Below are 12,983 nucleotides of genomic sequence, written 5' to 3'. Positions count from 1 at the left end.
GAAGTCACAAGTGACTTAATATCATAGCAAGTTTGCTTTGTAAGCCACTCGCCCATTTCACTGATGAGCCCGCTTTCTTAAGTAACCGAAATAAATCCTACCGAAGACACAAAGCAGCCATCACTTAGCTGCCTGCGCATAAGCGCTTTAACTCCATGTCAAGAAGCGCTTTGGGCATCGACGATAGGTGGATAAAAAAGGCTTAACTCTTGATTTTTATGAGCATTACTAAGTTTATATTCTAATTCATCACGGCGTTTAACTTGCTGCTGCATGCTTTTTGCGAAAAAGTAAATTGATTAAGGGCATTTTTATTTGGTTATTTGCTAAGCCAAGTATTGAATTCACGATACATAAAATCACGAATAATCGGCTGTGCTTCGGCATTCGGGTGAAGGTTATCTTGCATCATCAATAACTTATCTGTTGCGATTTCAACCATAAAATACGGCATTAAATAGCTGTCAGTCGTATCTGTGACTTTTTTGTATGTGTCTGCAAACATCTTGGTGTAACGAGGGCCTAAATTAGGTGGAATTTGAATGGCCATCACCGCGACTTTAGCCCCAGCCGCTTGGCTTTTTTCAACGAGGGTGGTGAGGTTTTTACGAAGAATTTTCACTGGAAAGCCGCGAATACCATCGTTTCCGCCTAGTTCAACTAATACATGAGTAGGCTTGTGGGCCTGTAACCATGCATCAATTTTTAAAATTGCATTGTCGGTTGTTTGGCCGCTAATGGCGGTGTTGATGATTTCGATATCGCTTTGTTCTTGTTTATATTTATTTTGTAACAAATAAACCCATGCTTGCTCTTGTTCAAGCCCATAGCCAGCGCTTAAGCTATCTCCAATGATCATGATCTTGTCTTTTGCAAAACTCGTAGAAGAAATGAGTAAAAATGCAAGAAATACAGCTAACTTAAGGAATTCTCTTAACATGTCGGTACTTTCTCAGTTGAATATTATAAATGTCGAGGGACTCAGCAAACGCGTAAACACCCTTGAAGGTGAGCTTACTATCCTTAGTGATATCAATTTTGCTGTCAAGCCCGGTGAGTCAGTTGCGATTGTCGGCGCGTCGGGTTCCGGTAAGTCTACCTTACTCAGTTTGTTGGCCGGTCTTGATGTTGCCAGTAGCGGTGATGTGCATTTGGACGGTGAAGCATTAAGTAAGCTAGACGAAGAGCAGCGAGCAAGGATCCGCGCCGAAAAAGTCGGCTTTGTATTTCAATCTTTCATGCTAGTACAGAGCTTAACGGCGCTTGAAAATGTGATGCTACCGGCTGAGCTTGCAGGCGATCACAGTGCCAAAGAGCAAGCCGTCGAATTACTTAAAAAAGTAGGGTTAGAGCACCGTCTAGGCCATTATCCATCGCAGTTGTCTGGTGGTGAGCAACAGCGTGTCGCCATCGCAAGAGCCTTTATTGGTACCCCGAAAATTCTCTTTGCAGATGAGCCATCGGCTAATTTAGATACTAAGAACGGTCATATTATTGAAAACCTCTTGTTCGATTTAAATAAACAAAATGGTACAACGCTTATTCTTGTCACCCATGATGAGCAATTGGCTCAGCAGTGTGATCGTATCATTCATATCGAAGGCGGTATGTTGGAGCAAATTCGAGAAGGAGTGACTGCGAATGTGGGTTAAATTAGCGTTTAAGTTATTCTCTCGAGAATTTCGACGCGGTGAACTGAGCATTATTTTTGCGGCGATTGCGCTTGCAGTGCTGACAGTATTTAGTTTGGCATCGGTGACGGAGCGTATCGGCTTAAACATAGAGCAAAAAACCGCAGATTTTATTGCTGCTGATCGCCGTCTTTCAAGTAACCATGAGTTTGAACCAATCGTACAAAAAACCGCAGAAGAGTTTGGCTTAGAAACAGCAGAAATGCTGTTTTTCGATTCTATGTTGTTTGCTAATGACGAGCTGGTGCTTGGCTCTGTAAAAGCAGTATCTAGTGCTTACCCACTAAAAGGCCAAGTCGAGTTAAAAGATAATCTGGAAGGTCAAAGTTACCCAATTCGCGGCGCACCAGAGCCGGGCACTTTATGGCTAAGTGAAGGCTTGTTTTACAGCATGGGCTTAAAAGTGGGTGATACTGTTGAGCTTGGTGCAGGTGAATTTACCGTGGCTAAAGTGCTCATGAGTGAACCTGATGCGCCTTTGTTTTCTTTGGCGGGTAACAAGCGCGTCTTGCTGAACTATGTTGATATCGAAAGAACGCAAGCGGTACAGCCGGGCAGTCGTGTATTCCACCGCTTATTATTTTCGGGCTCTGAGCAAGCTTTAACTGATTACTATGCCTGGTTAAAACCGCAACTAAAACCGAATCAAAGCTGGCAAGGGATCAAAGATAGGCAATCGCCACTTGGCGAGAATTTAGCCCGTGCCGAGCGCTTCTTATTATTGGCTGGTTTATTTGGGATTATGTTGGCGGCAGTGGCTATGGCGGTTTCAGCCAAGCGTTATTGTGAGCGCCAATACGACCCTGTGGCGATGATGAAAACCTTAGGTGGTAGCCGCGCAACAGTGCGCAAAATCTTTCTTACTCACTTAACTTTGGTGACGTTATTTTCAATTGTAATCGGTCTGGTTATTGGCTCTGTGCTGCAAAGTGTTGCTGCAGATTATCTGGCCAATTTTATGGACACCACATTGCCAGAAGCAGGGGCTAAGCCTTGGTTATTAGCGGTATTCATAGGTCTTGTATGTGCTCTGATGTTCTCGTTAAAGCCGTTATTAGACTTATTCGATATTCCGCCACTGCGTGTTTTACGTCGTAATTTAGGCGATAGCCTTGCGTTGAGTAAAGTGCATATTGGTGTGTCGATTTTGACTATTTTTGTCCTAATGTGGCTGTTCAGCGGTCAAATCATCACAACACTGGTGCTGTTTGCATCTACCTTACTGGTTATTGGCGTGCTGTTTGGTATTTCTCGCCTAATTTTCGCAGCAGGTCGTAAACTCGGTCTTCGTCCAGGTTCTAGCTGGTCGCTTGCAATTGCAACACTGCAAAAACGTGCCAACACCAATGCGGTGCAGTTGATCACCTTTGCACTTGCTATCAAGCTGATGCTGTTTTTAGTGGTACTGAAAAACGACATGATCTCAGATTGGCAAATGCAGGTGCCGGAAGATGCGCCAAATATGTTCTTAATTAACATTGCCGAAGACGAGATCTCGCCGATTAAGCAATACTTCGATGAAAATCAAATCACGCATGAAGCGTTTTTCCCAGTATTTAATGCGCGTGTAAACGCGGTGAATGGTGAAGAGTTTGCACGTCGTGTGTCTAAGCAAGAAGGTGAAGAGCAAGACGATAATGCCCGTCAAGGGGTTAACCGTGAGCCTAACTTAACGTGGTTAGACGAAGTGCCTGAAGGTAATGAAATCGTAGAGGGCGAGTGGTTTAGCGACTCAGAGCGCTTAGAAGTCTCTGTATTCGATGGCTGGAAAGAGCGTCTTGATTTAAAACTGGGTGATGAAATTGAGTTTTTAATTAATGAACAAAAATTCACGGCAACGGTAACCAGTTTCAGAACTGTAGATTGGGGCACGCTAAAACCAAACTTTGTGATGATCTTAAGTCCTAATTTTGCTGGTAAAATACCGGTCACTTACTTCAGTGCTGCGAAGCTTGAAATGCAACATACCAAAGGTATTAGCAAGTTATTACAGCAGTACCCAACAATCAGCATGATTGATATTAAAAATCGTATTCAACAGGCACAATCGATGATATCTCAAGTGTCATTAGCGATTGGCTTTGTGCTTATGATTGTATTGTTTAGTGGCGCGCTTGTGCTTATCTCTCAAGTCCAAGCAAGTCTTGCTGAGCGTATGCAAGAAGTCGTGATATTAAGAACCTTAGGGGCTAAAGGCAGTTTAATTAAACTTGCAACACTGTATGAGTTTTTATTACTCGGTGCGATAGCTGGCGTGGTTGCCGCTCTGGTGAGCGATATTGCTTTGCTAGTTATTCAGCAGCAACTATTTGGTGTCGATGGCCGTTTACACCCTTATATTTGGATTTTAGGACCGTTAGCTGGTGCGAGCTTTGTGGCATTCATCGGTTATTTTATGGTGGCAAAAACCATGCGTCAGAATACCCAAAAACTGCTACGTTCATTGGCTTAAGCAGTAAGTTACTTGATTTATTAAAGGAATTGAAAGATGGAACATCATGCTATTAATTACGTTGAGTTTGCGGCAAAGGATTTAGGTAGTACCGAGGCGTTTTTTCATCGTGCCTTTGGTTGGGATTTTACCCCTTATGGTCCTGAATATATTGCTTTTAGTGGTTCAGGTTTAGAGGGCGGTTTCTATCAAGCTGACAAGATGGCGAATGTTAATTCTGGTAGTGCACTGGTGGTAATATACAGTGAAGACCTAGAGCGCAGCTTGGAGGAAGTGCAAAAGGCGGGCGGGACAATTTGCCAAGATATTTTTGCTTTTCCCGGTGGGCGACGTTTTCACTTTTTAGAGCCCAGTGGTAATGAGCTGGCAATTTGGTCTGATAAGTAACTAAACCATTCATTCACGATTCGATTAATTGTCCCAAAAATAAAACCCAAACTTGATGTTTGGGTTTTATATTCTTTAATGTGTTGTATGACTGAGCTTCTAAGAAGCGATACCCACATCTAATTTGGCAAACCACTCCAAAAACTCTTGTACAGCTTCACCCTTAAAAATGCGACCATGTTGCGGTGCCATCATTTCGATATCGAGTTCTTTTACTCGCGCAATCCAATTGTTTTTGGCGCTATTCGATGGCATCCATCGACGGTGAAAGTACTCCATATGCTTTACATGTGCAGCAAAATCTTCAACAAACATAGGAACTTCCCCATGCTCTAAAGAGGCGCCAATATCACCGCTCATCAGTATTTTTGATTGCGGGTCATAAACGTTAAAGTTACCTGATGAATGCAAGTAGTGAGCAGGCACAAATTTTAATGTTGCAGAGCCAACTCTGACTTCGCCGCCTTCATCTTTAATTGGCACGTATTCAATATTTTCCATACCAAAGTGGCGTATAAAGCCTTCCCATAACCAAGGGGCATGAAGCTTGGCATTGGGAATGGTTTTATCCCAAAGCCCAAGTGACGAGATAATGTCAGGATCTTGGTGAGAGGCAAACAAGGTGGTGACGTGCTCAAGGTCAACATGCTTGAGAATGCTCGCCAACATAGGAGAAAAAAGTTCTACGCCGCCGGGATCAAGAATGATGGCTTCTTGCGCGCTTTTTATTAGATATTGGTTGGTATCGATGATTTTTTCTGGTTTGCTCTCATCTCGCCCCATGACTATCCATGTGTGACTCGCACTTGAGTATAGTTCGGTTGATTTCAACGCATCACTCCTCTTAATTTTGAAATTTCACTGAGGTTGTCAGTCACAGCTGTTTTAATTCTTTTGGCAGCACTGGCTATAAAGTCAGAAACCCCTTGCAGGCTTTCACTGAAATCTCCTGCATTTGAGGCTTCTACACGGCTCGTAACAGCAATGTATTCGGCACTTCGCATTTGTTTTTGTATGTCTTCAAAGTAGCTTTCTAAATTAAAAATTGCGTGCTCTAGGGCTTTAGACTTAACCATAAGGTCATCACAGCCAGTTGAGAGCAGTGAGTCTAAGGTTTTATCGCTAGAGGCGCTCTTTGCTTTTTGAATATGGTTTATGAAGTTACTGCATCGCACCACGGCAAGCGCCAAGGTAAAAAGCTGATTAGATAAGGTAGAGATCTCGGCAGTCGTTTTGATGGTTTGATCTGAAAACTCATCAATAAAATTGGTAATGGGCTTAAAACCAAAGGCCGAGTCGCCAGCTCGTAGCGCAACAACGCGCGCATTCTTAGCGGTAAGTGATAGGTTTTTTGCCTCTGTCAAGATGATATCTAAGTTGGCAATGATATTGGCAACCCGGATAAAATTCCCAACAGCATCAGTTGATTGAGCAGCTTTAAGCATTATTTCGCTCTGATGAATATTTTTATTGAGCATAGATAATAAACTCAGAAGTTTCTAGATTTTATTATAGTTGCTAAGTTACCTTGATTATTTGAGCTTCATCATAAACACTTAAAGTTGGTCAATGTTGATTTGGGAAGAATGGATGCATCGCAACAACATGGTATTAACAGTTCTTATTGTGTTTATTGTTTATTTTAGTTCAGCTTTATTGGGTGAAACCTTTGCTCTAGCTGATCCTACCTCTCCAAGCTTAATCATCTTGGCAGATGTTGTTTGCTTGTTAATTGCTCATCGTTTTTGGCAAGGCTTAAACCGTTTTATTTTTCCAGCATTAGCGACTTTGCTTAGCGTTAGCATGTGGCTATTTTCTCTGCCTCAGTCACTCATTGTTAATGTGGCATTTCATCTCTTGATCGTGGGACAGGTTTATTTCCTAGCTGGAAAAATTCGCCACTATAAAATAAAGAGTGTTGGACTAAAGCGGCTTGCGCTTGCATACCTTATTGGTGTGGTGTCGTTTGTCAGTGTAGCGTTAGCTTTATCTAAGGGAAGCGCTTATTTTATCGGTATGGAATCAGAGGTAGAACATTTACTACAAGCCTTCTCAATATTGCTATTTGCTTCACATATTTTGTCTCATGATGAAGAGCAAGAGGGCCAAGTATTTTCTAGGTCTTGGCTGCTAGCATGTGTAGTATGTTTAGCGACAATGCCGATAGCCTTATTTTCTTTAAGTAGTTTTTTCTTGGTTAATTTGCTGCTCTTTATTGCAAGTCGTTTGCTGTTAAACGGCAAACAGTTTGCTTCGCTAAATGTGGTGTTGGCGATGCTGTTTTCTTCGATGATAGTTCTATCGGAACACGCCCAGCAAATCTCGCCTTTAGGTATAAATGGCAGTGTTGAATTGCTTCTTGCAGTGTGTACATCTTTCTTTTTGTTAACTGTCTTATTGGAGCATGCGCGTTTTCAGCATAGTTTCGAGTACAGTCAGGTAATGTTAGTCACCATTGATGAACAAGGGCAAATTGTTCATGCAAGCAAGGGATTTTTAGATGCCATGCAATGTGATTTCGAAGACTTACAAGGGCGTTATCTGAGCGAGTATCTGAGCGAAGAAAATGCCAGTGATTTACTTAAATGTGGGGTACAAGGGCAGTCACATTTTTATTTACCAGAAGTAAAACTAACGACCTTCTCACAAAGAAAATTGTCATTAAGCCTATTTGCAGACGTGGTAGATGATAAAGACACACATACGCAAACAATCATTTCATTTCAGGACATCTCTGACAAGTTGATGCTAACTCAAGCGCTGTCTGAAGAAAAGGAGCTGTTAGAAGTCACCTTAAGCTCTATCGGTGATGGTGTTATCTGTACCGACAAAGCCAGTCGAATTACCTATATGAACCCCGTTGCTGAAGCGGTTTTAGCGAAACTAACTAAAGAAGTAAAGGGCAAGCAATTTTCTGAAGTGATGCCTTTATTCCACGAAGATACACTTGAGCCAATAGAGCGGGTTACTGATGATTGTATGAGACAGCGTGCGACCTTAGGGTTGCCTGAGCTCACTTGTATTAAGAATCACTTGGGCTTGGTGTTTGCTATTCAAGACTCTATCTCACCAATTTATAGTAAATCAGGTGAAATTATTGGCTCTGTCATGGTGTTTCAAGATGTCACAGAGTCTCGAATGATGACTCGAAAAATGAATCATCTGGCTCATCATGATGCTTTAACAGGCTTACCCAATCGCTTGTTATTACAAGATAGGTTGGCGCAAGCTTGTAAACGAGCAGATAGAAATCAACATGCCTTTGCGGTTGTTTTTATTGATCTTGATAAATTCAAAAATATTAATGACTCTTTAGGTCATGATGCTGGTGACTTGCTGTTACAAGAGGTTGCGCATCGGCTAAACAGAGGTCTAAGAAGTTGCGATACTGTGGCGCGTATGGGCGGCGATGAATTTGTTATTTTAGTCGACAGCATTAAAGAGCGCGCGCATATCCATACTGTGATTGAGAAAGTGCTGCTGACTTGTAGCGGGGAGTACGAGTTAAAAGGTATTCAACTGAATGTGACCTTGAGTGCTGGGATTGCTGTTTATCCTGATGATGGTACTAACTCTGAAATGTTGATGAAGCATGCTGATACGGCCATGTACAGAGCTAAAAAAGTCAATAAAAGTAATTATCAGTTTTACAACTCCCAACTAGACAAAGAGGTCGAGCAACGCATAGAACGAGAAGCTGAGTTGGTTCAGGGTCTCAAGCATGGTCAGTTCGAGCCTTACTTTCAGGCTATCGTCAATGCGAAGAGTTTTGCACTGGAGAAGCTTGAAATGCTCGCTCGCTGGCAAACTCAGGAAAAGTTAAAGGGGCCCCATGAATTTATTGCTGTTGCTGAAGAAGCGGGGTTGATGAATAAAGTCACGTTGCAGTTATTAGAAAAATCTATGACGTCTTTGGTACGTTGGATCACTACTTCAGTAAATTTACAGCTCAGTGTAAATTTAACCGCTGACCAGTTGTTAGATGAAAGCTTTCTGAATGAATTTGAATCCTTACTGGATCGCTATCAAATTTCTCCTAAAAATATTGAGCTTGAAATCACAGAAACATCGCTGATTGCGAACTTAGATGAGATGCGACAGTCTTTAGAGGTTCTACAAGAAAAGGGCTTTAGTGTCGCTATCGACGATTTTGGCACGGGTTATTCGAGTTTAACTTACCTTAAGCATTTGAAGTTTAACACGCTAAAAATAGATAAAAAATTTGTTGATGACTTAAACTATGACAGAGAAGAAGATGACTTAGCTGTGGTGATCATCAATATGGCGAAAAGTTTAGGGGTAAGTACCGTTGCTGAAGGTGTTGAGTATTGCGGGCAAGCCAAGCGATTAGCAGATGCGGGCTGTTCCCAACTCCAAGGGTATTGTTTTGCCAAGCCTATGCCCATAGATGCAATTAGTAATATGGTTGAGCTGGGCACAGTGATGAGCCAAATACACAGAAAGATGACTTAATTAGGCTGAGTTTAAGCCATGCTATTTATCTATATGTCCTAAGTCTCTTCTTGGGTCGAGTTTGTCTCTGACACGGCGTTTTAGCTCTTTTGCCTCAGGAAAACCGCCATCTTGTTTTCTACACCAAATTAACTCGTCATTGTAGGAAATTTCAAACACACCCTTAGAAGCTGGTGCAATAGCGACTTGCTGTAAATCATCACTAAAAGTTGAGAGTAATTCTTGGGCAAGCCACCCGCTTCGCAGAAGCCATTGGCATAAAACACAGTAATGTATGGTAATAGTCGGTTTTTTCATTGTTTTTTAGCGCAAATTGATATGATGCACATATTATGTCTGAAAGGGTTTTGTTGTGAAAGCCAAGCTATTATTGATCTTCATATTGTTATTCAGTCCTTTATTAAAAGCACTAGAAGTTGGTGCTGAGCAAGTGCAAACATATTTACCATTAATGAAAGACAAACGCGTTGCCTTAGTTGTTAATCAATCAGCACAGGTAAAAGAGCAGCACTTGCTTGATGTGCTATTAGAGAAGCGAATTGACGTAAAAAAAGTATTTTCTCCGGAGCATGGCTTTCGAGGAAAGCAGGATGCAGGTGCAAAGATCAATGACCAAATAGACGGTAAAACGGGTTTACCCATTATTTCTTTATATGGAAAATCGAAAAAACCAAAGTTAACTGACTTGGCTGATGTGGATGTCATTATTTTTGATATTCAAGATGTGGGCGTTCGCTTTTACACTTATATTAGCACCATGCATTATGTACTTGAGGCTGCCGCTGAAGCCGGTAAAAAGGTCATCGTGCTAGATAGACCTAACCCGAACATAAACTTAATTGATGGGCCAGTTTTAGAGCCTGAGTTTCAATCATTTGTTGGTATGCACCCAATTCCAGTATTGCACGGCATGACAGTAGGAGAGCTGGCAAAGATGATAGTGGGAGAGGGATGGCTAAACACTGAAAATCAACCTGAATTAACCGTGGTTGCAGTATCTGATTACGACTTATCGGAGCCGTTTGAGTTACCCATTAAGCCAAGTCCGAATTTGCCGAATAGTCAATCTATAGCGCTTTACCCCTCATTGTGCTTCTTTGAAGCGACACCAGTATCAGTTGGTCGTGGTACCGATTTTCCATTTCAAGTATTCGGCCACAATGAAGTGAAGCTGGGTAAATTTGAATTTACGCCCGTTTCTACACCGGGTGCTGCGCTAAACCCAAAACTGAAAGACACTGTTGCTTATGGTCAAGACCTAAGAGCTCATCAAGGCACAGAATTTGATTTAGTTTGGTTTGTGGACGCTTACAATAAATTTAAGGCAGAAAATAAGGTGTTTTTTAAATATCCAAAGTTTATGGATAAGCTGGCTGGCACTGATAAATTAAGAAAAGCGATACAGTCAGGGCAGTCTTTAACTGAGATTGAAAAAAGCTGGCAGCCTAAACTTAAACACTTTAAGTTGCGCCGCCAACCTTATTTGATTTATGAGCGTTAGTTGTGACGAATTGAACGCATATTGTCTGTGGCAAGGCTAGCACGCTTTTGCCAACGACTGTGAGACTGGGTTAAGCCCAAAAATAACACATCGGTGATCAATGTGCTTGCGGTACGAGTGAGAATACCGGCATGTTCTACAGGTTCTTTTTCGAAAGCAGTAAACAAGTTTAATTCAGCTTGCTCAGTTAATGCATTGTTTCCGTATTTAGAGATTGAGACTACACAGCATTCATTCTTTGCAGCTTGCTCTGCTAATGTCACGATACTCTTACTGTCGCCAGATGTGCTAATCGCAATAAACAAGTCGTCTTTATGCATGGTTGCTAAATAAGCCGATGCACTGATCTCATCCACTTGTGATAGCGCCGGTAAGCCAATTTGTTGTAGTTTCAGAGCAAAGTCATTTGCTACTAGATTGCTACTACCAATACCACAAATCAAAATTTTGCGTGCACTTTTAATTTTTGCAATAACCTGATTAAGATCTTCACTGTGGTTTAATTGTAATGTTTCTTCTAACACTGTGGTTTGATGTTGGATCAGTTTAGCTGCCAAATCAGCAATAGGATCGTCGCTGTTGGTAGGTAGTCGCTCATTCGTATTAAGCTGTTTTAAGCTTTGTAAGTTTAGGTCATCGACGATAGCCAGTTTAAAGGCAGGAAAGCCCTTATAGCCTAGTTTTTGCGAAAACTTGATGACACTTGATTGGCTCACGCCTGCAGCTTGAGCAAGCTCGATAGATGATAGTGTTCTGATCTGCTGTGCGTTGTCTAGAACAAAATTTGCTAGCTTGGCTTCGCTGGTAGAAAGCTGAGGCAATAAGGCTTTAATTTTCGAAAATGATGACATGATGTTTACTTCTTGGATAACGTTGTACCTATTATAGGGGTTTATCTCAAAAAAGGTAGTACGTTTATTGTTGTTATTTTCGATATAGTGTACCACTTTTGGTGAAAGTGTCACATACGTGTTTTTTCTTAAAACGCAAAAGCTTGGTTTTTCAAATATTACTCTTTAAGCTTACTCGTTTAATCGTGCATAGCGAATTACACTTCATTACAGTAATTTATAGAAAATAATAAACCGCACTTAAGGAAATTTATGTCTTGGTATTCAATTTTACCGCCGCTGATAGCTATATTGGTGGTGTTTTGGCGTAAAGAAGTCATTATGGCTTTGTTATTAGCGGTAATAAGCTCAGAGTTTTTATTGCTATATACGCAAGGGCAGTCTGGGTTACTTACTTTTGTTAACAGTGTTGAACGTGTCATTTCTGTGGTAACGTCAGCAGGAAATAGCCGAATTCTTATATTTAGTATTGTGATTGGCGCACTATTGGCCTATATCCGTGAATCGGGTGGTGTCGCTGCGACGGTCAATAAATTGATGAATCTAGGGGTTGCCAAAAGCAAACGGCAAGTTGGGTTACTTACCATGTTTACTGGCACTTCGGTATTTATCGAATCAAATATGAGTGTGTTGACGTCAGGTATTGTTTCACGAGGTTTGTTCGATAAATTTAAAATGAGTCGAGCGCGTTTGGCCTACATCATAGATAGTACCAGTGCGCCTGTATGCATCCTGATATTATTGAACGGGTGGGGTGCTTATGTACTCGGACTGTTAAGTAACTATGAGCTTGAGCAGTCGGCTGTGAGCATTCTTTGGAGCTCTGTGGCCTTTAACTTTTACGCCATTATTGCGTTATTAATTGTGCTTTACACCATTGTATTCGATAAAGTGCACGGCCCAATGAAAGAAGCTGAGCAGCAACTTGAAAAACAAAATTTAGAAATCGATGCGGGTCCTGCTGCGAGTAAAGCACGTTTTATGTTAATCCCTTTGCTCACTTTAATTGTCAGCATGGTTGGTTTTATGTTTTGGACCGGCAATGGCGAACTCGCCAGTGGTAGTGGTTCTAAGTCGGTACTTTATGCAACGGTTTTAGCCTCTATGGTTGCCTATTTACAGTTAATTGCGCACAAGCAGTTTACCCATCATCAGCTTGTTGATATTGGCTTCAAAGGCATGGGTGAGCTATTACCGCTAGTCAGCATTGTTTTGTTGTCTTTGACCTTAGGCGCGAGTTTAAAAGAACTAGGTACAGGACAATTCGTTGCTTCATTGGTTGGTGAATACTTACCTATCTATTTGATTGTGCCAGTTCTATTTTTGACTGGCGCGGTAAGTTCATTCACTACGGGGACGTCTTGGGGCACATTCGCTATTCTAATTCCAATTGGTGTACCGCTCATTCAAGCATTAGGCTTGCCTGCACCACTGGTGGTCGGAGCGATTTTAAGTGGTGGTATTTTTGGTGATCACTGCTCGCCAATCTCAGACACCAGTGCGGTTTCAGCACTGGCATCAGGATGTGACTTATTGACGCATGTTAAAACACAATTACCTTATGCGCTTGTAGGTGGGTTACTCGCATTGTTAAGTTTTTTTGTAGCAAGCCTTATCATGATTTAAGC

The 12,983-nt window shown here is 41.6% G+C and carries 11 protein-coding genes; 6 read left to right on the top strand and 5 right to left on the bottom strand.

Translation table 11 applies throughout. The features are described from left to right. Positions 1-319: 319 nt before the first annotated feature. Entirely contained in the window at positions 320-940 is a 621-nt protein-coding gene (locus ABMY35_RS19675; RefSeq protein ID WP_349287773.1) for an arylesterase, read from the bottom strand. Here ABMY35_RS19675 and ABMY35_RS19670 point away from each other — a divergent pair. From ABMY35_RS19670 to ABMY35_RS19660, 3 genes are read left to right on the top strand one after another with little or no spacing between them, the layout of a single operon-like run. Further along, on the top strand, positions 939-1,652 hold the full coding sequence (locus ABMY35_RS19670; RefSeq protein ID WP_138479226.1) for an ABC transporter ATP-binding protein: 714 nt from the start codon (positions 939-941) through the stop codon (positions 1,650-1,652). The two genes, ABMY35_RS19675 and ABMY35_RS19670, sit on opposite strands and share 2 nt — an antisense overlap. After that, a complete protein-coding gene (locus ABMY35_RS19665) occupies positions 1,642-4,143 on the top strand; it encodes an FtsX-like permease family protein (RefSeq protein ID WP_349287772.1) in 2,502 nt (833 codons plus the stop codon). Before ABMY35_RS19670 ends, ABMY35_RS19665 begins: the two co-directional genes overlap by 11 nt. Before the next feature lie 36 nt (positions 4,144-4,179). Then, on the top strand, positions 4,180-4,530 hold the full coding sequence (locus ABMY35_RS19660; RefSeq protein WP_349287771.1) for a VOC family protein: 351 nt from the start codon (positions 4,180-4,182) through the stop codon (positions 4,528-4,530). A 99-nt stretch (positions 4,531-4,629) separates the two neighbouring features. On the opposite strand, the gene ABMY35_RS19655 is transcribed toward ABMY35_RS19660, so the two are convergent. Together ABMY35_RS19655 and ABMY35_RS19650 are read right to left on the bottom strand one after the other, a co-directional pair. Beyond that, on the bottom strand, positions 4,630-5,361 hold the full coding sequence (locus ABMY35_RS19655) for an MBL fold metallo-hydrolase (RefSeq protein WP_349287770.1): 732 nt from the start codon (positions 5,359-5,361) through the stop codon (positions 4,630-4,632). Further along, entirely contained in the window at positions 5,358-5,975 is a 618-nt protein-coding gene (locus tag ABMY35_RS19650) for a chemotaxis protein (protein ID WP_349287769.1), read from the bottom strand. Before ABMY35_RS19650 ends, ABMY35_RS19655 begins: the two co-directional genes overlap by 4 nt. A gap of 124 nt (positions 5,976-6,099) precedes the next feature. Here ABMY35_RS19650 and ABMY35_RS19645 point away from each other — a divergent pair, with 124 nt between their 5' ends. Beyond that, on the top strand, positions 6,100-9,003 hold the full coding sequence (locus ABMY35_RS19645; protein WP_349287768.1) for an EAL domain-containing protein: 2,904 nt from the start codon (positions 6,100-6,102) through the stop codon (positions 9,001-9,003). 21 nt (positions 9,004-9,024) lie between these two features. Here the strand turns inward: ABMY35_RS19645 and ABMY35_RS19640 are convergent, their stop codons facing one another. Further along, positions 9,025-9,300: a SelT/SelW/SelH family protein gene (locus tag ABMY35_RS19640; RefSeq protein ID WP_349287767.1), complete on the bottom strand. Its 276-nt coding sequence runs from the start codon at positions 9,298-9,300 to the stop codon at positions 9,025-9,027. Between the two features lie 55 nt (positions 9,301-9,355). On the opposite strand from ABMY35_RS19640, the gene ABMY35_RS19635 reads away from it, so the two are divergent. After that, on the top strand, positions 9,356-10,504 hold the full coding sequence (locus ABMY35_RS19635; RefSeq protein WP_349287766.1) for a DUF1343 domain-containing protein: 1,149 nt from the start codon (positions 9,356-9,358) through the stop codon (positions 10,502-10,504). Here the strand turns inward: ABMY35_RS19635 and ABMY35_RS19630 are convergent. After that, positions 10,501-11,355, bottom strand: coding sequence for a MurR/RpiR family transcriptional regulator (locus ABMY35_RS19630; protein WP_349287765.1), 855 nt, complete (start codon positions 11,353-11,355; stop codon positions 10,501-10,503). The genes ABMY35_RS19635 and ABMY35_RS19630 overlap by 4 nt on opposite strands. A 252-nt stretch (positions 11,356-11,607) precedes the next feature. Between ABMY35_RS19630 and ABMY35_RS19625 the strand changes: the two genes are divergently transcribed. Further along, entirely contained in the window at positions 11,608-12,981 is a 1,374-nt protein-coding gene (locus tag ABMY35_RS19625) for a Na+/H+ antiporter NhaC family protein (RefSeq protein WP_349287764.1), read from the top strand. The last annotated feature ends 2 nt before the right edge of the window (positions 12,982-12,983 follow it).

It is taken from the genome of Pseudoalteromonas sp. BZB3 (assembly GCF_040104455.1).
Taxonomy (GTDB): Bacteria; Pseudomonadota; Gammaproteobacteria; order Enterobacterales; family Alteromonadaceae; genus Pseudoalteromonas.
This window is presented reverse-complemented; position numbering and strand designations above follow the sequence as displayed.